Origin of the sequence: Streptomyces sp. NPDC057623, from assembly GCF_042800355.1 — a bacterium.
Lineage (GTDB): Bacteria > Actinomycetota > Actinomycetes > Streptomycetales > Streptomycetaceae > Streptomyces.
The window spans coordinates 1-19,934 of record NZ_JBHVGZ010000054.1; the positions used below are offsets into that span (position 1 = coordinate 1).

At 69.9% G+C, this 19,934-nt stretch carries 24 protein-coding genes and 4 pseudogenes; 18 read left to right on the forward strand and 10 right to left on the reverse strand.

Annotated elements, in window-relative coordinates:
• The 4 genes and pseudogenes from ACFU95_RS36750 to ACFU95_RS36765 all read right to left on the reverse strand — a co-directional run.
• Positions 1–386: universal stress protein (locus tag ACFU95_RS36750; RefSeq protein WP_383837332.1), on the reverse strand; the 386-nt coding region annotated here is incomplete at its 3' end.
• A 150-nt stretch (positions 387–536) separates the two neighbouring features.
• Positions 537–977 carry a pyridoxamine 5'-phosphate oxidase family protein gene (locus ACFU95_RS36755; protein ID WP_383837335.1) on the reverse strand — a complete coding sequence of 147 codons (441 nt, stop codon included), beginning with the start codon at positions 975–977 and terminating at the stop codon, positions 537–539.
• A gap of 113 nt (positions 978–1,090) precedes the next feature.
• Positions 1,091–1,581: pseudogene (locus tag ACFU95_RS36760) on the reverse strand (pyridoxamine 5'-phosphate oxidase family protein).
• 19 nt (positions 1,582–1,600) lie between these two features.
• Entirely contained in the window at positions 1,601–2,671 is a 1,071-nt protein-coding gene (locus tag ACFU95_RS36765; protein ID WP_383837338.1) for a zinc-dependent alcohol dehydrogenase family protein, read from the reverse strand.
• A 256-nt stretch (positions 2,672–2,927) separates the two neighbouring features.
• On the opposite strand from ACFU95_RS36765, the gene ACFU95_RS36770 reads away from it, so the two are divergent.
• Positions 2,928–3,308 carry an STAS domain-containing protein gene (locus tag ACFU95_RS36770; protein WP_383837341.1) on the forward strand — a complete coding sequence of 127 codons (381 nt, stop codon included), beginning with the start codon at positions 2,928–2,930 and terminating at the stop codon, positions 3,306–3,308.
• A 14-nt stretch (positions 3,309–3,322) separates the two neighbouring features.
• Here the strand turns inward: ACFU95_RS36770 and ACFU95_RS36775 are convergent, their stop codons facing one another.
• Positions 3,323–3,472 carry a hypothetical protein gene (locus tag ACFU95_RS36775; RefSeq protein ID WP_383837344.1) on the reverse strand — a complete coding sequence of 50 codons (150 nt, stop codon included), beginning with the start codon at positions 3,470–3,472 and terminating at the stop codon, positions 3,323–3,325.
• An 807-nt stretch (positions 3,473–4,279) separates the two neighbouring features.
• Here ACFU95_RS36775 and ACFU95_RS36780 point away from each other — a divergent pair.
• The 3 genes from ACFU95_RS36780 to ACFU95_RS36790 all read left to right on the forward strand — a co-directional run bounded on the left by ACFU95_RS36780 (position 4,280) and on the right by ACFU95_RS36790 (position 6,484).
• Positions 4,280–4,828 (forward strand): SRPBCC family protein, encoded by a 549-nt coding sequence (locus tag ACFU95_RS36780; protein WP_383837347.1) that lies wholly within the window; start codon positions 4,280–4,282, stop codon positions 4,826–4,828.
• 240 nt (positions 4,829–5,068) lie between these two features.
• A complete protein-coding gene (locus tag ACFU95_RS36785; RefSeq protein WP_383837350.1) occupies positions 5,069–5,440 on the forward strand; it encodes a nuclear transport factor 2 family protein in 372 nt (123 codons plus the stop codon).
• A gap of 69 nt (positions 5,441–5,509) precedes the next feature.
• Positions 5,510–6,484: an RNA polymerase subunit sigma-70 gene (locus ACFU95_RS36790; protein WP_383837352.1), complete on the forward strand. Its 975-nt coding sequence runs from the start codon at positions 5,510–5,512 to the stop codon at positions 6,482–6,484.
• Positions 6,485–6,547: 63 nt separating this feature from the next.
• Here ACFU95_RS36790 and ACFU95_RS36795 read toward each other — a convergent pair whose 3' ends face one another.
• The 3 genes from ACFU95_RS36795 to ACFU95_RS36805 are packed head-to-tail and all read right to left on the reverse strand — an operon-like array spanning position 6,548 to position 7,802.
• On the reverse strand, positions 6,548–6,991 hold the full coding sequence (locus ACFU95_RS36795) for an SRPBCC domain-containing protein (protein ID WP_383837355.1): 444 nt from the start codon (positions 6,989–6,991) through the stop codon (positions 6,548–6,550).
• A gap of 2 nt (positions 6,992–6,993) precedes the next feature.
• Complete coding sequence (locus ACFU95_RS36800; RefSeq protein ID WP_383837358.1) at positions 6,994–7,344, reverse strand: ArsR/SmtB family transcription factor; 351 nt, start codon at positions 7,342–7,344, stop codon at positions 6,994–6,996.
• Entirely contained in the window at positions 7,341–7,802 is a 462-nt protein-coding gene (locus tag ACFU95_RS36805; RefSeq protein ID WP_383837361.1) for an SRPBCC domain-containing protein, read from the reverse strand. Before ACFU95_RS36805 ends, ACFU95_RS36800 begins: the two co-directional genes overlap by 4 nt.
• A gap of 163 nt (positions 7,803–7,965) precedes the next feature.
• Here ACFU95_RS36805 and ACFU95_RS36810 point away from each other — a divergent pair.
• From ACFU95_RS36810 to ACFU95_RS36825, 4 genes and pseudogenes are all read left to right on the forward strand, one after another.
• Positions 7,966–8,466, forward strand: a pseudogene (locus ACFU95_RS36810) (alanine:cation symporter family protein); the annotation flags it as partial.
• Positions 8,467–8,687: 221 nt separating this feature from the next.
• On the forward strand, positions 8,688–10,004 hold the full coding sequence (nhaA, locus tag ACFU95_RS36815; protein WP_383837364.1) for a Na+/H+ antiporter NhaA: 1,317 nt from the start codon (positions 8,688–8,690) through the stop codon (positions 10,002–10,004).
• A gap of 10 nt (positions 10,005–10,014) precedes the next feature.
• On the forward strand, positions 10,015–10,473 hold the full coding sequence (locus ACFU95_RS36820; RefSeq protein ID WP_383837367.1) for a CBS domain-containing protein: 459 nt from the start codon (positions 10,015–10,017) through the stop codon (positions 10,471–10,473).
• Positions 10,474–10,496: 23 nt separating this feature from the next.
• Positions 10,497–10,739, forward strand: coding sequence for a hypothetical protein (locus ACFU95_RS36825; protein WP_383837370.1), 243 nt, complete (start codon positions 10,497–10,499; stop codon positions 10,737–10,739).
• A 178-nt stretch (positions 10,740–10,917) separates the two neighbouring features.
• On the opposite strand, the pseudogene ACFU95_RS36830 reads toward ACFU95_RS36825, so the two are convergent.
• Positions 10,918–11,988, reverse strand: a pseudogene (locus tag ACFU95_RS36830) (PucR family transcriptional regulator).
• 164 nt (positions 11,989–12,152) lie between these two features.
• Between ACFU95_RS36830 and ACFU95_RS36835 the strand changes: the two are divergent.
• The 10 genes and pseudogenes from ACFU95_RS36835 to ACFU95_RS36880 all read left to right on the forward strand — a co-directional run bounded on the left by ACFU95_RS36835 (position 12,153) and on the right by ACFU95_RS36880 (position 18,431).
• Positions 12,153–12,596: an STAS domain-containing protein gene (locus ACFU95_RS36835; RefSeq protein WP_383837558.1), complete on the forward strand. Its 444-nt coding sequence runs from the start codon at positions 12,153–12,155 to the stop codon at positions 12,594–12,596.
• Between the two features lie 172 nt (positions 12,597–12,768).
• Positions 12,769–14,011, forward strand: a pseudogene (locus ACFU95_RS36840) (cation:proton antiporter).
• A 707-nt stretch (positions 14,012–14,718) separates the two neighbouring features.
• Entirely contained in the window at positions 14,719–15,315 is a 597-nt protein-coding gene (locus ACFU95_RS36845; RefSeq protein ID WP_383837373.1) for a hypothetical protein, read from the forward strand.
• Between the two features lie 238 nt (positions 15,316–15,553).
• A complete protein-coding gene (locus ACFU95_RS36850) occupies positions 15,554–15,748 on the forward strand; it encodes a hypothetical protein (protein ID WP_383837375.1) in 195 nt (64 codons plus the stop codon).
• 5 nt (positions 15,749–15,753) lie between these two features.
• Positions 15,754–16,092 (forward strand): ArsR/SmtB family transcription factor, encoded by a 339-nt coding sequence (locus tag ACFU95_RS36855; protein ID WP_383837561.1) that lies wholly within the window; start codon positions 15,754–15,756, stop codon positions 16,090–16,092.
• A complete protein-coding gene (locus tag ACFU95_RS36860) occupies positions 16,089–16,583 on the forward strand; it encodes an ATP-binding protein (RefSeq protein WP_383837378.1) in 495 nt (164 codons plus the stop codon). The genes ACFU95_RS36855 and ACFU95_RS36860 overlap by 4 nt, the downstream gene beginning before the upstream one ends.
• A gap of 14 nt (positions 16,584–16,597) precedes the next feature.
• Entirely contained in the window at positions 16,598–16,750 is a 153-nt protein-coding gene (locus ACFU95_RS36865) for a DUF6126 family protein (protein WP_383837382.1), read from the forward strand.
• 131 nt (positions 16,751–16,881) lie between these two features.
• Positions 16,882–17,379, forward strand: coding sequence for a hypothetical protein (locus ACFU95_RS36870; RefSeq protein ID WP_383837384.1), 498 nt, complete (start codon positions 16,882–16,884; stop codon positions 17,377–17,379).
• Positions 17,376–17,828: a pyridoxamine 5'-phosphate oxidase family protein gene (locus tag ACFU95_RS36875; protein WP_383837387.1), complete on the forward strand. Its 453-nt coding sequence runs from the start codon at positions 17,376–17,378 to the stop codon at positions 17,826–17,828. Before ACFU95_RS36870 ends, ACFU95_RS36875 begins: the two co-directional genes overlap by 4 nt.
• A 12-nt stretch (positions 17,829–17,840) precedes the next feature.
• Positions 17,841–18,431, forward strand: a complete 591-nt coding sequence (locus ACFU95_RS36880; protein WP_383837390.1) for a GNAT family N-acetyltransferase — start codon at positions 17,841–17,843, stop codon at positions 18,429–18,431.
• A 24-nt stretch (positions 18,432–18,455) separates the two neighbouring features.
• Here ACFU95_RS36880 and ACFU95_RS36885 read toward each other — a convergent pair whose 3' ends face one another.
• Positions 18,456–19,934, reverse strand: coding sequence for an NADH-quinone oxidoreductase subunit C (locus ACFU95_RS36885; RefSeq protein WP_383837393.1), 1,479 nt, complete (start codon positions 19,932–19,934; stop codon positions 18,456–18,458).

Below are 19,934 nucleotides of genomic sequence, written 5' to 3' on the forward strand. Positions count from 1 at the left end.
TCGCACCGGTGGTCGCCGCGTACGACGAGCAGTGGGCCGTGCGCGTGCGCGGCCAGCCGCAGGCTGACCGAGCCGGCCAGCAGCCCGGCGACTCCGCCGTGACCCCGCGTGCCGACGACGGTGAGTTCCGCTCCGTCGCCCTCCCGCACGAGCGCCCCTACGGCACTGCCCGTGACGGCCCTGGTCATCACCGGCAGGCGGGGGTGACGTTCTCCGACGCGCGCGGCCGCCGACGCGAGGACGGGTCCGGCCTCGTCAAGGTCCGGCACCGCGTGCACGACGCGCAGTTCGGCACCGCGGCGTACGGCCTCGGAAGAGGCCCAGTCGAGGGCTCGTACGGCATTCAGGGAACCGTCCACTCCAACGACCACATGGTGGAGAGTCATCTCCCTCTCCTTTCTGCTCCGTGCTGCCGATGCTCGTCCTTCCGCGACGTCGCGCGCAGGGGCCACGCGAACCCCGCAACATGCCGTACGACCCCTACGACAGGGCCGTTCGGCCCCGCCGCGGACGAATGCGAAAGGTCGTAGACCCGGTCAGGAGGAGAGGTCCAGCCCGTACATGCTGCGTCCGCCGACCAGTTCGCGACCGGTCACCAGCTCGGGGTCGATGCGGACGAAGACCTCGCGAGACGAGGGCACCCAGGAACACAGACCGGTGCGGGCCAAGCGCTCTTGCTCGTCCGGATCGGTGACCAAGGTGGCGGTGCCCGTGACGACGACGCTCCAGCCCGAGTGTGTGGCCGCGTCGACCTCGTCGGCCTCGAAGGCGACCACCGCGCCATCGACCGCACGCACCAGTTCGGACGTGACCGCGGTGCGCAGCAGCACGGCGCCGTCGGCGTCCAGGCAGAAGTTGACGGGCAGTACCGCGGGAAGGGCCTGGCGTGTGTGCACGATCCGGCCTACGGGCACCTTCGCCAGCAGTCGCAGGCACTCCTGCCGTTCGAGTTCGCGGAATCCGTCGTTGCGGTACATGAGTCAGTCCGTCTTTCGCCTGATGCAGCGGTGCGCTGTGAACTCCATCGTTCGCCGTACGAGGGCTGCGGGCGAGGGCCATCGGTCCCGGAGATGCCGGACAACAGCCCTTTTCACGCCGTGATCCGCCGCCCGGTGATACCAACGGGATCGATACGCACCCACCGGGCGCGCCGCCCACCCGCCCAGGGCGTGCTGTATGCCTCTTCCTCGAGCCGACGAGCGCGTCGGGGTCCGTCACGGTCCGGGCGTGTCCCCGTAGGAGCACGCTCCAGCCCTGGGCGAACGCCTCGTCGATGCGGTCGGGCTCGCAGGCGACCTGGCAGCCGGCCGCCTGCGACGGTGCCGTGCCGGGGGCGGTCCGGAACGCGATGGCACCGCCGACGACGCTGTCGTTGACGGGAACGATGACCGGCCCGGTGACGGTGGGCACAACGATGCGTCCGCCGCCGTGGGTCGACGGCAGATGGCTCGGGGCCATGCCCGCCCGGGTGGCGGTCTCCTCCGGGGAGTTGCCGAGTTCTGTGCGTCGCCGGGCGAGACGGCGTCCGAGGTCACCCACTGCTGCCGACTCGGTGGCCCTCGACGGGACCTGTTCGGTCACGGCTCGTCACTTCCTCTCGTCAGTCCGCCCGGACGGCGATCACGTCGTGCTGCTCCCCGGCGAGGACGACCTTGAGGGCGCCGGTGTCGGCGGCCCGGCCGAAGACGTCGTACGCCTCTTCCATGTGGTCGAGCGGGAAGGTGTGAGTCACCAGTGGCGCGGTGGGCAGCCGGCCGGCGGCAGCCATGCGCAGCAGGGTGGGGGTGGAGTGGGTGTCGACGAGACCGGTGGTGATGGTCACGTTCTTGATCCACAGGTCCTCAAGGTGAAGGGTTACGGGCTTGCCGTGTACGCCGACATTGGCGACGTGGCCGCCGGGCCGGACCATGCGCGTGCACATCTCGAAGCTCTCGGGCACGCCGACGGCCTCGATGGCCACGTCGGCGCCCAGCCCGTCGGTGAGGTCGGCGACAAGCTGCTCGGGGGCCTCGCGGGCGTCGGCCACGGCATCGGCACCGAACTGCCGGGCCGCCTCCAGCCGGGTGGCGGCCAGGTCCACGGCGACGATCCGCTCGGGCGCGAACAGCCGGGCCGTGGCGATCGCGGCGAGCCCGATCGGGCCGGCACCGACCACAGCAACGGTGTCGCCAGGCCGTACCTGCCCGTTGAGCACGCCCACTTCGTAGGCGGTCGGGAAGATGTCGGCCAGCAGGACGGCGTCCTTGGCGTCCAGCGTGCCGGGCAGCGCGTGCACGGAGAGGTCGGCGTGTGGCACGCGCACGTACTCGGCCTGGGTGCCGTCGATCAGGTGACCGAGGATCCAGCCTCCGCCTCCCCGGCACTGGCCGTACATGGTCTTGCGACAGTAGGAGCAGCGGCCGCAGGCGGTGATGCAGGAGACCAGGACCCGGTCCCCCGGCCGTACGGTGCGCACGTCGGCGCCAGTCTCCACGACCTCGCCGACCGCCTCGTGCCCGAGCACCGTGCCGGGACGCACCTCGGGTACGTCGCCCTTGAGGATGTGCAGGTCGGTGCCGCAGATGGTGACGGTGTCGACGCGCACGATCACGTCGGTGGGGTCCTTGAGAGCGGGGTCCGGGGCGTCCTCCCAGGAGAAGTGTCCGGGACCGTGGAAGACGAAGCCCTTCATGACGATCCTTCCCTCATCGGTTGCCCCCGGGGCCCTCATCAGTTGTCGCCGGGGCTCGGCCAGGAACACGATTGCCCGTATTGCCCCGTAGATACAGCTTGTCCCATGCCGGGGCGCGTGGCCTTGGGCCGGTCGGCCCCGATCGCCCGCCGGACGGGCCGCTGCGCGCCGTATGGTCCAGTCGGCCCCGCCATACCGGGCAAAGTTGGGCCGACCGGCCCTTCCGCCCGCCCCGCCCACGGGATTCGCTGTGCCCATGTCCGAGAACCACACCAGGTCCACGCCACCTCTCTCGGTGCGCGACGTCGCTGGTACGACCGTCGTGGAACTGCGCGGCGAGATCGACCTCCTCGCGGCGCCGGCCCTGGCGGCGCGGCTGGACGCACTGACGGCCGGCACGAGCCCCGATCTGGTGCTCGATCTGCGTGCCGTGTCCTTCATCGACTGCAGTGGGCTCGGCGTCCTGTGCCGGGCACGCAACCGCGTCCTGGCCCGGCAGGGCCGATTGCGGCTGGTCGCCCACAATGCGCGCTTCCGGCGCGTACTGCGCCTCGCCGGTCTGGCGAGCGTGTTCGAGATCCACCCCGGCTTGCCCTCGTCCCCCACCGCGGAGGTCGTGACCGTCACGGCAGGCTGACGCACCCCGGCCAGCTACCCGCTCACGCGCCCGGCCGCGAGCACCGTACGCGCCGCCCAGCGCGGAGTGACAGGGCCCTCAGGGCCGTCGGGCCACTCCATGGCGTGGCACAGGAGCGAGGCGCGCAGCCCGTGGGCTGTGGCGACCAAGAGGACGCGTTCCATGGCCTGTCCTGCGCGCAGCCAGTCGGTGCGGCGGTCGTGCTCTGTGGTCAGCAGGGCGATGACGGGGGTTGTCTCCTAGGTGCGGGCGAGGAGCTTGTCGGCGTGGCGTTGCCCGGTGAAGTCGCGCATGGGGAGCCGTTCCCTGGCGTCCTGCCCGACGAGTGCCGCCCACACGGATCCCCGTGCACCCAGAGGCGGCTCTCTGTGCCGCGGTCGGCTCGAAGCGGTTGCGCTGCTCGCCCTCCATCGTGAGCGCGAGCAGGCGTGCGGTCTCGGCGTGCTCGGGGAAACGGAGCCGTGCGCCCTCCGCGTCCGCCGCAGCGGCGAGTTCGACGCGCAAATACGGCGGGATCGGCGGGTCGGAGAACGGGAAGCGGCTGCTGTGCCTGCGCCAGACCGCACCGTACAGATCGATGTCGCCTCCACGGGAACGGCCGGGGGTGGGCCCGGTCGGGCGGACGGATGCGAGCAGGTCCGGTTCTCCAGGGCGGGGCAGGAGGCGGATGACCGGGTCCCAGCCGAAGTGGGCCATCGCGATACGGAGGTTGAGCACGGCGGCTCCCACCGAGAGATGCAGGGCCCGGCCTTCCGGGTCCGTGTGCCGCAGGCTCGCGACGCGGGCGGCACACACGTGAAGTCCTCTCTCAACGGGAAGTGATCGGCTTGCGGCCCGCCGTAGGCGTCAGGGGCGCTCGCTGAAGGTGAGCGTGCTCACCGTTACGCGGCGGCGGCCGCCATAGCCTCGCGGTGAGAGGGACGAGCAGACCGAGCGGGAAGGGTATGGGCATGACGTGGGTCAGGAGACTGATGGTCGCGAGGGCAGCGGCGGGCGGTGCGGCAGCGGGATATCTGGGGCTGGTCTCCGGCGCCCTGCCGCTCGATCTCGGAGTGGGACGGCGAACCCGTCCCCTGGGGCCGCAGACCGTCGACATCGCGGCGCCCCGCGAAACTGTCTTCGAGGTGATCGCCCAGCCCTATCTGGGGCGGCCGACCCGGGCGATGCGGGAGAAGGTGAGCGTGCTGGAGCAGGGCAGCGACATGGTGCTCGCCGCGCACCGCACTCCCGTCGCGGGCGGGCGACTGACGGCCACAACCGTGGAGACCGTGAGGTTCACCCGCCCGGAGCGGGTCGACTTTCGCCTGGTGCGCGGACCTGTCCCGGCGGTCACCGAGTCGTTCGAGCTCAGCGAGCACGGGCCGGGCACCCGGCTGACGTACACCGGCGAGCTGGGTACCGATCTGTGGGCAGCCGACCGGTGGTGGGGCGGCGTGATCGCCCCGCGCTGGGAGGCGACTGTCGCGGCCACGCTGGCGGCGGTCAAGCATGAGGCGGAGCGGCGCGCGGCCCTCGCGTGACCCGCCGGATCATCGGGCGGCCGACCCTCTGGATGGGACCGACAGCCGCGCCTGTGTAGCGATGCCCGTTCGGTGAGCGCGCTTACAGTTCCCGGTTCCGTTGCGGCAGTGGCGCTGGTCTCCGTGAATCAAGGTTCTCTCCCCAGCGGCCGATGAGTCGGGAGGAGCACCCGGGGTCTGTATGGGTAGGGGCCTGGTGCATGGCCCCGCGACCGTCAACTCCGGGAACCTGGAGGGATCATGACAGTCCAGGAAGCCGTGGACGCTTACTACGCGGCGTGGGCCAGCGGTACGGGCGACTTCAGCGGGGTGCCTTTGGCGGACGACTTCGTGTTCCGGGGGCCCGTGGCCGATTTCGAGTCGGGCGACCGGTACCGGCCGATGGCCGCACAGGCCGGCCCGCTGGTCACACGCTTCGCGGTCCGACACCAGTTCGTGGACGGCACGCGAGTGTGCTCGGTCATCGACTGGGAGATGAACCTGCCGGTGCCGCCGATGACCTCCGCGGAGATCCTCGAGATCGGGGACGGGATGATCGTCCGCGGCGAGTTGATCTACGACGCCGAGCCGCTCCGTTCCGCGATGGCCCAGGGCGGCCGGCCTGAGGCGTAGCTTGACCGGGTGGACGCTGTGAGACGCGAGCCGCCGTCCAGGGGCACCCCGTCCGAGGACGGGGTGCTGGTGGCGGCCCGCGCGGGTGACGAGGACGCCCTCCGCGTCCTGGTCGGCCCCTACCTGCGAGAACTGCACGTGCGCTGCTACCGGATGCTCGGCTCGGTGCAGGACGCGACGGAGGATGTCATGCAGGAGGTTCTGCTGCGCGCGTGGCGCCATCTGGACGCCTTCCAGGGACGCTCGTCGGTGTGCGGATGGCTATACCGCATCGCCACCAACCGGTGCCTTACCGCCCGCATCCGGGCCGAAATGCTGCCCCTCGCGCAGCCGCAGGACGTGCCGCCCTCCAACGCCGACGACGTGGAGGTCTCGGCCCTGGAACCCTGCCCCGACGAGCTACTCGCCCCGCTCGACGACCGCCATGACCCATCAGCGCGCTATGAGCTGCGCGAGAGCGTCCAGCTGGCCTTCCTCGCCGCCCTTCAGCTCCTTCCGGCGCGACAGCGCGCGGTCCTGCTGCTGCGCGATGTGCTCGGCTTCTCCGCCGCCGAGACCAGCGGGTTGCTGGACACGAGCGTCGCTGCGGTGAACAGCGCGCTGCAGCGGGCCCGTGCGACGCTCCAGCAGGCCCAGATGCAGGACGGTGAGAGACCAGCTGATGACCACCCACCTCTTGGCTCCGGTGCCTCGGGCGGACCTGAACAGCAATCCGTGCAGGACGCCGGCCTGCACAAGCGCATCCGGATGCCGGGCCGCCTGTCGCATCGACCGGTGAGCGGCCAGATACAGGAAACGCCCGACGGCGCCCGGCCTCCACCGGCCGCCCCGCAGCACCTCCAGCAAAGCGTCGGTCGCCGCGCGGCTTCGGTGAGCTCGCATACGGGTACGGACACGGCCGGTGGTCCTTCCTCGTACCTGATGTGTGCTGCACTCACCGTAAGCGGCCAGGCCGGTGGGGAACGCGAGCGCGCTCACCGATCAGCGCACCGGCGGCCGTGGCGTCGTTTCCGATCACGACGCGACGGTGCAGGTAGCGAGTGAGGACACGGCGATGACTCCGGGCGTTGGCGTCACGGTGTGGCGCCGAGCGCTCCGCTCCCGCCGCTAGTGCCAGTCGCTGATCCGGACATCGTCGGGCGCCGGCCTGCCGTGTCCGGTCTCCACGAACTCCTTGAGGCTCATCAGGAAGATCGCCCACTTCGTGCTGCAGTGGTGCATGAACTCGACCGGCTCGCGCCAGCCGTCGTGCTTGAACAGCACGATCGTGTACTCGTCGTGCCGGCTGAGGCTCCAGTCGATCTCGGTCCCGATCCACTCCGCCGGTCCGTCCGTGACGCGCCACCGCACCCGGCCGGCGGGGTCGAGCTCCAGGATCTCCATGTCGAAGCCGCCGAGGTCGCCGAACCGGAACGCCAGCTGACCGCCGACCTCGCTCTTGCCGGTGGTGTCGGTCGTCCACCAGCCGGCGATGCCCTCGGGCGTTGCGATGGCCCGGTAGACGTCGTCCAGGGGCGCGACGGCGCCGATCCGATGCAGGATGTCGACCATTTTCATGCTCCTTCGGTGTTGGTGCGGCTGCGTTCGATCGCCTCCGCGATGCGCTTGATGCGGCGCAGTCGGGCGTCCCAGGTGGCGCCGACCGCGGCCAGTTGCGCGGCCGCGCGGGCGAGCTGCGCCTCGTCGACGCGGTAGCGCCGCTCGCGGCCTGCCGGCTCGGCGCGGACCAGCCCGACGCGGTCGAGGACGGCGAGATGTTTCGACACGGCCTGCCGCGTGAGCGGAAGGTCCGCGCTGAGTGAGGTGGCCGTGCCGGGGCCGGACGCGAGAAGGAGGTCGATCAGCGTGCGCCGGGTGGGGTCGCCGATCGCCGACCACAACTCGTCGTCGACGGGTGTGCTCATGGCGTGGACACCAGCCGTGCGACGTACGTGCCCAGCCGGGGGATGTAGTGGTCCCAGGCGCTCGCGTGCTCGCGATACTGCTCCTCCAGGACGGCGATCTCCCAGCCCATCTCGCGGAACCCGGTTTCGGTCATCCGCACCCGGGTCCCCTGCGGCGTCGGCTCCAGGTCGAAGGCGACCAGCAACGAGTCCCCGCCGCTTTTTTCGGCGTCGGTGTAGCACCACCGGAACGAGAACCGCGACGGCGGATCGACCTCTACGACGGTGAGTGCGACGGTCACGGTCTCGCCGGTCGCCTCGTCACGCCAGAACAACTCACCCTGCGTCCCCTCCACGGGCTCGAACCGGGCGTCGTCCGGCCACCACTCCCGCATGTGCTCCGGCCTGCTGATGACCTCGAAGACGACCTCGGGTGATGCGTCGACGTGGATGTTGCGCTCGATGCTGCCGTGCTCCATACCCGAACCCTTTCGCAACCTTTGGTTGCATGTCAGCGTAGGACGGGCGCCGTAAATGCGCAACCATTAGTTGCGGATTGATGGGGCCGTCCAGTCCAGCCCCTTGCCCTCAACCAAGGCCGAGGCCGGAAGACCGGACGATCGCCGCTGACGCCCGGCAGGCTCGGTGAGCGCGCTGACCATCGTCATCGCCAACCCGGCCAGCTGGGCCGCAGCCCGCAAGGACGACTCCATCGGCGGCGTCACGATCACCTCCGACGCCTTCGAGACGGTCCTGCCCTGGTTCCCGTACATCCTCACCGTCGCGGTGATGCTGTTCGCCATCTCCACAGTGCTGACCTGGGGCTACTACGGCCTCAAGGCGTGGACGGACCTCTTCGGCCGCAGTAAGGCCAGCGAGCTGACGTACAAGGTCGTCTACACCCTGTTCGCCATCACCGGTTCGCTGCTGACCCTGCAGACCCTCATCGACATGGCCGACGCGGTGCTCTGCTCGCCGTCATCAACATCATCGGCCTACCTCCTCGCCCCCGTCGTCAAGCGCGAGCTCAACTCCTTCCCGGAGTTCGTCCGTGCCCGCAACGCCGGTGAGATCAGCGACGGAGACGAAGGCAAGGAGTCGGTGACGACCACCGTCTGCCCGCCCCGGCGGCCCGGCTCCTGAGCGGGTCCGTGCACACCTCGCGCCTTAGTGTGTACGGACCGCTCGTTGTGCATTGCGGCAGGTGAAAGACCATCTGGTGTGATCACGTGCAGGCGGTTAGGGTGTTAAGAACGCGTTAGCGGCCCACCCGGAGCGGGCGTCGCACGCGGGGAGTGCCGGGAAGTCTGGTCGGCGTCGTAGGGGCGTATGCCCTCATGCCGATGCCCCGGAGGCTTTTTCTGATGGCTGCTGCCCCGCGCGAGCGTTCCACCTTCCTCGGTCTTCTGCCGTGGCCGGAGCGGACGGCGGTGGCGCGGGCCCTGCGGACGGAGACAGTCGGCGGACTGGTCCTGCTGGCGGCGGCCGTGGTGGCGCTGGTGTGGGCGAACACCCCATGGAGCGGCGCCTACGAGGCGATCCGCGACTTCCACTTCGGCATACCCGCACTCGGCCTCGATCTGTCAGTGGAGCACTGGACCGCCGACGGACTGCTGGCCATCTTCTTCCTGGTCGCGGGCATTGAGCTGAAACGCGAGCTGGTCGTGGGTTCGCTGCGCACGCCCGCCACGGCCGCGCTGCCCGTTGTCGCCGCGCTGTGCGGCATGGTGGTGCCTGCTGCCGTATACGCCGCCACCGCCAGCTTCGGCGGGGGCAGCCTGGAGGGCTGGGCTGTGCCCATGGCCACCGACATCGCGTTCGCCCTAGCGGTCCTGGCCGTCCTCAGCACCCACCTTCCCTCCGCGCTCCGCGCCTTCCTGCTCACCCTCGCCGTCGTCGACGACCTCGGCGCGATCCTCATCATCGCGATCTTCTTCACCAGTGATCTGAACTTCCTTGCCCTGGGCGGAGCCCTCGCCGGCCTGGTCGTCTTCTATGTACTCCAGCGCTGCCGCGTGTGCGGCTGGTGGTGGTACGTACCGCTTGGCATCACCATCTGGGCGCTGATGTACAACGGTGGCGTCCACGCCACCGTGGCCGGGGTGGCGATGGGCCTGATCCTGCGCACGACCCGTGACAAGGGTGAGGACGCCTCCCCTGCCGAGCGGACCTCGCATCTGCTGCACCCGGTCTCGGCAGGAGTGGCCGTACCGCTCTTCGCACTCTTTGCCGCAGGCGTCGCGGTCTCCGCAGCGTCGCTGGGTGAGGTGTTCACCCAGCCAGAGCCGCTGGGGGTGGTGCTGGGCCTGGTCGCCGGCAAGACTCTGGGCATATTCGCGGGCACCTACCTCGCCGCGCGCTTCACGCGGGCCCGCCTCAACCCGGACCTGGCCTGGGCCGATGTGTTCGCCCTGGCGGTACTTGCAGGGATCGGTTTCACCGTGGCCCTGCTGATCGGCGAACTCGCCTTCCCCGACCCGGCCGATGCCGAGCACATCAAGGCCGCCGTGCTCTTCGGCTCCCTGATCGCCGCGGCCCTTGCGGCGCTGCTGATCAAGCGCCGCAACGGGATCTACCGCCGCCTGTGGGAGGAAGAGACGCGGGACGAGGACGCCGATGGCATCCCCGACATCTACCAGCGGACCAGTCCCGGGCGCGGCAGCGCCACGGGCGAGGGCTGAGGAGGACGCCATGCGCGCACGGGATCTCGCCGAGCCCTATACCTTCGTGACCACGGACGACGACGCCATCGACGCTGCCAGGATGCTGGCGGAACAGTCTCTACCGGCGTTGCTCGTCCTCGACTCCGACGGGCAGCCCTACGCCATCGTGCCCGGCTCGCAGATCATCCGGCAGTTCATCCCCGCCTACATTGCCGAGGACCCGCTGCTCGCCGGTGTCGTCGACGAACGAAACGACGCCGAGGTAGCGGAGCGTCTGACCGGGCTCACCGTCGCCGAGTGGGTACCACGCCAACGGTATCTGCCGCCGGTGGTGGGGCCGGACGCGCGTCCGATGGAGGTCGCGGCACTGAATGCCCGCTCGCACTGCCCTCTGGTCGCCGTGGTCGAACGCGACGGCACCCAGGTGGCACTGCTCGGTACGGTCACCGCCGCCCGCTTCATGCAGCACTTCGTCGGCGCCCCGTGAACGGCGCCGGGTCTCTGCTGCCAGTGGTCATCGTGGTCGCCGCGCTGGTGATCAGGACCGCGATCGTCGAGCTGCGCCGGCCGGGCAGCGCTCGGGAGCAGTGGGCGTTCGCGACCAGGGGCCGCGCCGTGGCCGCCGGGGTGGTGGCGGCCACGGCCGTCGCTGTGCTGGGCTGGCCACAGGCCGGGGCGGCGGCATTGGCATGGGCTGTGCTGGCCGGCGCGCTCGTCGCCTTCCTTACGGGACGGCCCACGAACAGGCCCTGACACGCCTGACCCCGCCGGAGAGTCCGCCCGTGCTGAGTGACGCACTGGGGTCAGCCGGGTCGACATCGGTCGGCAGCGGATGGTTCTGTCGCCCTGGAGCCCGCCCAGGCTGACTTACCTGCCGTCGAAGACATCCCACCCGGCCTTGCTCTGGACGACCGGTTCGTCGGTGCGCCTCTCAGAAGGTTTTTGTCGGCCAGTCCAGCAGCCGGGCCCCGATCACCGCGGTCTGCAGCGTGTAGCGGTGCACCGGTTCCGACGGATCGGCGCCGGTGAGCTTGTGGATGCGCTCCAGCCGGTAGGTGAAGGCCCTGACACTCAGCGACAGCCGCCGGGCCGCCTCCGCGGACACGCAGCCGGAATCGAAGTACGCGGTGAGGGTGTCCAGGAGCGGTTGGGCACCGCCGCGGGCCTGGCGCAGCGGGCCGAGGGCGCTTTGCACCAGGTCGGCCATGGCCTGCCGGTCGCGGGTGAGGACGGGGTAGACGAGGAGGTCGGCGGCGCGCAGCACGGGCTCGTCGAGTTCCAGGCGTTCGGCCAGGTCGAGGGCGTTCAGAGCCTCCTCGTACGAGTGGACGACACCGGCCGCGCCGGGCTGCGGGCGGCCGATCGCCACCTGTCCTCCGCCGGTGGCGGCGAACGCCTGTTTGGCGAAATACGCGAGGACCTCGTCCTGGTCGCCCGGAGCGATGCACACGAGCCGCCCATCCTTCGTGGTGAGCAGGATGCTGCGGTCGCCGAACCGGCCGATCAACGCATGCTCCACCTAGCGCAGAACTGGGTCTCCCTCGTCGTAGGCGGTCTTGCCGCGTGCCACGGCGACCGCGTGCTCGTACGACAGACGCAGCCCGTAGCGCTCCGCACGCTGGGCCAGCCGGCCCAGGTCGCTGCGACCATAGAGCAGGTCGTCGATGAACTCCCGGCGGGCGGCTTCCTCCTGACGTACGGCGTGCCGCTGGGCCCGCTCGTAGCCCTCGGCGAAAGCGTCCATGGCCTGGGCCGCGGCGCCGAGCACACTGTCCACGGAAACGCCGTTCCCGGTCGGCCAGTTCGCCCGGGTGGCGGCCATGTGAGCAGCGACCAGTGCGCGCAACCCGAGACCGGCCTCCGCGGCCTGGCCACCCAGGCTGCGGCGCGACTCCAGTTCCTCCCGCGTCAGTCGGCGGCCCGTCGCGGGGGCATCCGCAAGAAGGCCGGCATACCCGTCCAGGTACTCCGCGTACTCCTTGGACACGTCTTGCCCCGTCATATAGGCCCCCGAATGAATGCGCCCTTGACGCCTTTCTAACGCATCGACCGGGGGCGGGGCCTGGCGGGGCAGAGGTTCGCTGCCTGGCTCCGGCAATCCTCGGAGGCAATGAGGGGCCGACCAAGAGTGCCGACGTGCCCACCTGTGACCAGCAACGGAAGAACATGCGCGGAAGGCGCTTGTGTCCTTACGCCGATACGCTGGTACGTAGGTGTGCCGGGAAGCCTGGTCGGCGGACATGTCCGCCTGCCCTGGGGGCTCTGGTGCACCTCTTCCGTTTCCGTCATCGTCGGCGGTCCTCGCCTCCGCCCCCACCTGGGCATGAGGTGGTCCGTCTGCACGGCGATCTCGGGCTCCGTAACGCCGACGCGACGGGCTTGCGCCTCGTGCGGGTGATCGACACAGGACCGGATGTCCTGGAGGTGGACCTGACGGAGGTGAATTACCTGAGCCCGGACGGTTGCGGAGCGTTCTTCACAGCTCTTCGGGCTGCCCGGGCAAGCGGTGTGCGGCTGGTCATCACACACGCCAACGAAAGGGCCCAGGCAGTTCTGTGGCAGATGGGACTGACCCGCGCTCTGACGGACGGGGACGCGGGTGCCCGGTAGAGCACGTAGCGCAAAGCGCACGATGCCGGATTCCCGCAATGTCGAGGATGACAGAGTGCATGTCAAGTATCTGTCAGTGCCGCGTAAAGAACGAGTAGGGTTCCCACCGGTGTGCCGGGAAGCCGGTCGGCGATTTGAGGACAAGTCTCTTCGCTGATCGGAGGTTGTGGTCATGGTGCTCATCGTGGTCTTCGGGGTGGCGCTGCTTGACGCGGTGCTGCTGTCGGGGCTTGCCGCCCGGACCGTCCTGTCCACCTCCTTCCTCTTCCTGGTCGGCGGAGCACTGGTCAGTGACGGCTTCCTCGCGCTGATCCACATCACGCCGGACAGCGAGATCGTGTCCGTCACGGCCGATCTGGCGCTGTTCGCGGTGCTGTTCACCGACGGCACGCACGTCTCCTTCCCCAAACTGCGCGCCAACTGGCGCAACCCGGCACGCGCGCTCGGGCTCGGCATGCCGCTCGCGTTTCGTCGGCATGGCACTGATCACGCACTACCTGGTGGGCCTGGACTGGACGACGTCCTTCCTGGTCGGCGCCGTCCTCGCGCCGACCGACCCGGTGTTCGCCTCCGCGATCGTCGGGCGCAAGGAAGTCCCCGCGAAGCTGCGGCAGTTGCTGAACGTGGAGAGCGGCATCAACGACGGGCTCGCCCTGCCGGTCGTCCTCATCCTGATCGCCGCGGCCGGCCCGACCTCCGGGCACGCGGAGGCGTCCCTGGGGAAGATCGCGCTTGAGCTGGTCCTGGGCCTGGCCTTCGGTGTCGCGCTGCCGATCGCGGTGATCGGCCTCGCACGGTTCCGGCTGCTGGGCGCCGAGCCCAAGCTCCAGCCACTGCTGCCGCTGGCGATCGGCGTGATCCTCTACGCGACGTGCCACCTCACCCACGCCAATCCCTACCTCGCCGCGTTCTCCGCGGGTGCCGTGCTCACCGCCCGGTCCATCGAGGCCAAGGAGGCGTTCGAGCCACTCGGTGAGGCGCTGGCGGAGCTGGCCAAGTTCGCGGCGCTGCTGGTATTCGGCGCGCTGCTGACGCCGCAGCTGTTCGGTGACTTGTCCTTCGGCGGGTACCTCGCCGTCATCCTCGCCATCGTGCTGATCCGCCCGGCCTCGCTGCTGCTCTCCCTGCTCGGCACCCGCTTCACCCGCCAGGAGAAGCTCGTCGCAGCCTGGTTCGGCCCGAAGGGCTTCGCATCGGTGGTGTACGGGCTGCTGGTGCTGCAGGCCGGGATCCCGCAGGGCGAGGAGGCGTTCACGCTCATTGCCGTGTGCATCGCCTTCTCGATCATCGCGCACAGCTCCACCGACGTACCGATCGCCCGCATGTTCCACGTCGACGACCTCGCCGGAATCCCGGCCGGACGCAAGGACAGCGACGCCCAGTCCGAGGAGGCCCCCGCGCATGCACGCGCGTGAACGCCCGCCGACGCTGACTGGTCCGCAACCGAGACGAGTGCAGCCCGAAGTCGCAGATGACGCACGGGCATGGCATGCCTCTTTGCCCGCTCCGCTGGCGCAGCACTGTAACGCCGCACCAGACCTCGGCGCCGCCCCAAGACGGACCGCTGAGGGCGCCGGGCGACGTGGCCGGGAGGCGTTGGGAGCATGACGCCCGAGCCTGGCCAAGCCTGCGCAGCGGGCAGAGACAGCGGGAGGGCTACCCACGATGACCTGGTTCTGGAACATCGGCGGCCCCGATGAGTCGGTACAGCTGAGCTACGGCGCCACTTCCGCTTCGGGCGGTCCGACCGAACTCGTCCTGCTCGACCCATGCAACCGCGTCATCGGGCAGCCAGGGGTTGCCCGATCCTTGGCAGCAACCGGCATTCGGACCGCAGTGAACACTGCCGGAACTGGCAGTGCACCCGCTCCGGCTGCGCGGGCAGGTGAGAGGCGGGGAGTCCTGGGGATGGTCCCGGTGTTGTGCACCGTATCTCCCGGCCCCCTTTCCACCCTCGGCACGCATCAGCTGGTCCGGCGGCGCACGGCCCCTGCGGTCCCAGTGCGAACACCTGCCGGTGCCGGGCAATGGAACCAACGGCCGTGGCCCCCTGCGAGCCAGGCTGCCCCACCGGATCCCACCCGCGCATTGCCGGTTTCCGGCAGTGTTCATCAATGCCTGCATGCCGGTGACCGCTAAGAAGCTCGCCGAGCGCACCGAGCGCTTCGGCCTGCGCCTGTCCCACGCACACGCGGTCGCCGTCGCGCAGGGCCCCACCGCCTCCGCCGAGGGCGATCCGACGCCCGGCAGGTGGAACGGGCGCCCATCCCCCGCTTCGGCGACCTCAACGTCCTACTCACAGGACGGCCGGGTGCTGTGCATCGCCTCCGGCCGCCAGGACGACGTACTCGCTTACCTCGCCAAGCAGGCACACGCCGCCACCGACGACGACCGGGCCGCCATCGGCCGTACCCAGCCCGGCCCCGGCGGCGTCGTCCAGTCCTACGAAGCAGCCCTCAACGCCCTCCAGCCGGCCGAGCGCCTCGGCCTCGGCGACCCAGTGCTGCGCGCTGCCGACCTGCTGGTCCACCCCGTCCTCACCCGCGACCGCCGGGCCAGGGCCGACCTCATCCTAGACACCCTCACCCCATACTCCGACCTCAGCTCCACTCCGCCGCAGGTCAGGACCCTCCTGATCACCCCCGAACCCCCAGGCGAACATTTGGAAAGCGTGTTGGGGGCAACCCCTCACGAGTTCGAATCTCGTATCCTCCGCTAGTGCCTCACCGGGCACGATGTCGAAGGGCCCCACCGTTCGCGGTGGGGCCCTTCGACGTGCGTGGTTGCAGTTTTGGTTGCAGTTGCCGCGATCGGCTCCCCGGGAACCCGTGTGAACGGTTCATGGGGACGCCCCGAGCATCACCTGGCGGATTCCGGAGCATGTGGCGTCCACTACTCTTGAAGAGTTCTTCAATTCACTAGTTGCCGTCGAGTGCGGCCGTCGGGGAGGAGGCCGGATGGGCGGGTCTGTGTTCGCCGAGGCACTGCTGGAGCGGGTGAGCCAGGCACGAGCGTCTCTGGAGACGGCGCTGGAGGCCGAGGACGCCTACGCCGTGGCAGTGGCCCAGGACGAGCTGGACGACGCGGTGCGGGTAGCGCGGCGGCACGGAGTCGATGTCGGCGCCGTCGGTGCGGAAACGGAAGGGGAGTGATCCGGATGCCGGTTCCCCTGTATGAAGCGAAGGCCGAGTTCTTCCGGATGCTCGGGCATCCGGTCCGTATCCGGGTGCTGGAGTTGCTGCAGGACGGGCCGATGCCGGTGCGCGACCTGTTGACGGCCATCGAGGTCGAGCCGTCGAACCTGTCGGCACAGCTGGCCGTGTTGCGTCGGTCCGGGATCGTGACCGCGACGCGGACCGGCTCGACAGTGGTGTACGAGCTGGCCGGCGGCGATGTGGCGGAGCTGCTGGCCGCGGCCCGGCGGATCCTGTCCGTGCAACTGGCCAGGCGCCAGGATCTGCTCACCGAATTGCGCGGAACGGAGCCGGCCCTGTGACGGGCGGCGCCCGCCGGTTCCGGATGCCGTGGCACCGGGGCAGGCCCGTAGGGGCCGTCGAGCACGTTCGACCGCCGGTGCGGCGGCACGTCGCCTCGGTGCGGGTGGGGCCCGATGCTGTGAGGGAGGCGCGGGAGGCGGTGGCCGGGCACTTCGCCGAGACGGGCATCGCCCCTGAGTCCGCTTTCGCGGACTCGGTGTTGCTCGTGGTGAGCGAGCTGGTCACCAACGTGCTGCGACACGCCCCGCACTCGCCGCTGACGGACGTGGGGATAGCGGTCGCAGGCGACCAGTTGGTCGTCAGCGTCACGGATACCGAACCGCGTCTTCCGGATCTCACGCTTGAGGGCATGGGCGCCGGACTCCGGATGGTCGCCGAACTGGCCGCTGACTACGACGGGGAGCTGAGCGCCGAACCGGCCGTCGAGGACGACGGCAAGGTCGTCCTCGCCCGGTTCGAGATCCCCTCGTACACACGACAGGATGAATGACGGGAGTTGAAGCAGTGAGCACGGCCAAGGACGGCAAACCCCGGGACGCGGAAAGTCAGAAGGAGCGTGGCGTCGCGCTGCGTGCCTTCTTCTACATCTTCGGCACACACCTGATCGCGGGGTTCGTGATGCTGTTGTTCTATCTGGGAGAGCACGCCAACAAGTAGCGGGGTCTTCCGGCAGGGCCGTTCGGCCCTGAGCGCAGTCGTGGCACGGGCGGCTGCCCTGAGCTTGATTGAAGACTTCTTCAATTGGCTAGTTGTCGGGATATGCATGTGTGGAGAGAGGGTCACCGGAAGTGATCGCTGTTGTGGGACACCCCGATCTCGCCGCGCCCACGTTGGCGATGCTGGAGGAGGAGCTGTACTGGCGGCTGGCCGAGTTCGTACGGGCGGGCAGCGCAGGGCTGGTGCGGGCCGGGCATGGCCTGCCTGTCGCCTTCGGGAGGGCGGCGCGTGCTGCCGGGCTTGCTCTGGTGACCGTCCTGCCTTCGAAGAACGGCGTGCCTGCGGTGCTGGACACGTGTGACCGCAGGGCCGCCGGGGAGTTGCTGCTGCTGTCGGAGCAGGTACGGCTGCTGGAGTACGACCCGGCCGACCGCAGCGCCTGCACAGGCGCGGACGAGAACCTGCTGCGCACCTGCGGCCGCCTGCTGGCGGTATGGGACGGCTCGCCAGCAACCAGTCGGGACGCAACGGCCCACCTGGTGGCCTATGCCCGCGGGTGCGGCATCGACGTCGAAGTACTCTGGCCCGCCGACGCCAGACGCATGGCCGTAGAGGAAGAGCTGTCGTGAATCCCGCGTCCTGCGAACCCGTCCCCGTCGCGCGTATGGTCGAGCTGAGCCGCGACGAAGCCCTCAAGCTGCTGGGCACCGTGCCGTTGGGACGGGTTGCCTTCACGGACCAGGCGCTGCCCACGATCAGGCCGGTCAATCACCTCGTGATCGAGGGCGACATCATCGTCCGCACCCACGACGGGTCGGCGTTGCTGGGGCGTGCGCTGCTCTCCGAGGTGGTGGCGTACGAGGCCGATGAGATCGATCCGGCGACGCGGACCGGGTGGAGCGTCGTGGTCACCGGCACGGCGACTCGCGTGGCCGATGCCGCCGAACTGGCTCACTACCAGCGGCTGCTCACGCCGTGGGTCGACGCGGAGGTGGGGCAGGTGGTGCGTATCCGGCCGGAGATCGTCAGTGGTTACCGGCTGGTGCGGAATCGGCTTTCGAGCGCACCGAGCACCTGACAGCATGCCCTGATGATCTCCTCCTCGCCCATACCTCCCGTCGTACCCGCGGGCCGCATGGCCAGGATTCCGCAGCCTGTGCTCGGCCTCGCCGGTGGGCTGGAACTGCGTCCCTGGGAATTGCGGGACGCCGATGCCCTCATCGCCGCGGGTCAGGATCCCGGCATTCGGCTGTGGAACCGACTGGTCGTGGAGTCGCCCGAGCACGCGCGCCAGAGGATAGAGCGCATGCACCGGCGCTGGCAGGCCGAGCAGGCCGCGATCTGGGCCATTGCAAGTGGGGACGGCGGGGAAGCCCTGGGCCTGATCGGATGGGGGGACATCAACCTGGAGGACGGCGACGCCGAGATCGTCTACTGGCTTCTGCCCGCCGCACGAGGCGGCGGTGTCGTCGTCGAGGCGGTCAAGCGCGTCAGCCGGTGGGCCCTGGAGGAGCTGGGTCTGCACCGCCTGCGGCTGTGCCACTCGACCGCGAACCCGGCGTCCTGCCGGGTGGCGGAGAAGGCAGGCTACTCCTTCGAAGGCACCATGCGCAGTGCGCTCCTGCACGAGGACGGGTGGCACGACGAGCACCTGCACTCCCTCGTCGAGGGCGACTTGTAAGGGGCGTCGGCGCGGCCCTCACCGTCACAGGTCGTTGCCCGCGTACGACAGGTTGAAGCTTTTGTTGGTCAGCGGGAAGTCCGGAACGATCGTGTCCGTCAACGCGACCGGTAGGGCTGGCCAGTTGAAGAAGGACGGGTCGACCAGCTTGACTCGGGACAGGGTGCCGTCGGGAGCGAGTTCGACCCGGGTGGCGATGGTGCCGCGCCAGCCCTCCACGAGGCCCACCCCTGTGCGAGGGCCCGTTCCGGTCGCCGGCGACGGGCCCAGTACGGCGCCCGAGGTGAGTCCGTGGGTGAACTGCTCGATGAGCGCGAGGGAGATCTCGATTTCCTCGGCGCGGACCAGGAAGCGGGCCAGGACGTCGCCGCTGTCGTGGACGGAGGCGGCGAGCCCGGTGTCGTACTGTGTGAAGGGGTGCGCGAGGCGGGCGTCGCCGGGGAGGCCGCTGGCGCGGGCGACGTAGCCGAGGCAGCCGATCTCCCGGGCGGCGGCGGTCTTCAGGATGGCGGTGCCGGTGAAGCGGTCGCGGACGGTGGAGTGGCCGAGGGCCAGGTCGGTGATCTCGCGGATGTCCGCGCCGATGGCCTTGAGCCGGGTGGGGTCGGGCAGGGTGCGCAGGGCCGCGCCACCGGGGATCACGCCGCCGCGCAGGAGGCGGTGGCCGGTGATCTCCCGGTTGAGGCGCAGGAGTTGTTCGCGGACGCGCTGGGCGTGGGCGTTGAGGATGCCGTGGCCGACGTCGTTGCAGAGCATGCCGAGGTCGGCGACGTGGTTGTGGACGCGTTCCAGTTCGAGGAGCAGTGCGCGGGCGTATCCGGCCTCGGCGGGGACTTCGGTTCCGGTGGCCTCCTCGACGGCGAGGCAGTAGGCGAGGGCGTGGCCGACGGCCGTGTCGCCGCTGATGCGTTCGGCGAGCGGCAGGCCGGCGGCGATCGAGCGGCCCTGGAACAGCTTTTCCACGCCCTTGTGGACGAACCACAGGCGGGCCTTGAGTTTCAGGATGGTCTCGCCGACGACGGAGAAGCGGAAGTGGCCGGGCTCGATCAGACCGGCGTGCACCGGGCCGACCGGGATCTCGTATACCCCGTCGCCCTCTGCCTCCAGGAACGGGTAGGGCCCCTCCTGTTCGCCGAACGCCGGTGGTGGCCCGGCGTCTGGGCGCATCGGGTACCAGCCGCGTGGCCAGTGGAAGTGGCGTACGAGGCGGCGCGGGAGGGGGTGGTCGAGAGGGGTGATGCCGAACAGGTCGCGCATCTCGCGCTCGAACCGGCCTGCGGGGAAGGAGAGATGGGCGAGGGTGGGTACCTCGGGGCGGTCGGGGTCGAGGCGGACGTGGAGTTCGGTGCGGGTGTCCGGCGGGCCGGACACGAACAGGTACACCACGCGGATGCCATGGTCGTCGTGGTGGGCGGCGACCAGGGCGAGCCGACGTCCGTCATCCAGCAATTCCGCTGCTCGCTGGGGTAGTTCGGTGACGCCGATGTCGTGTGTGGTGTGCAT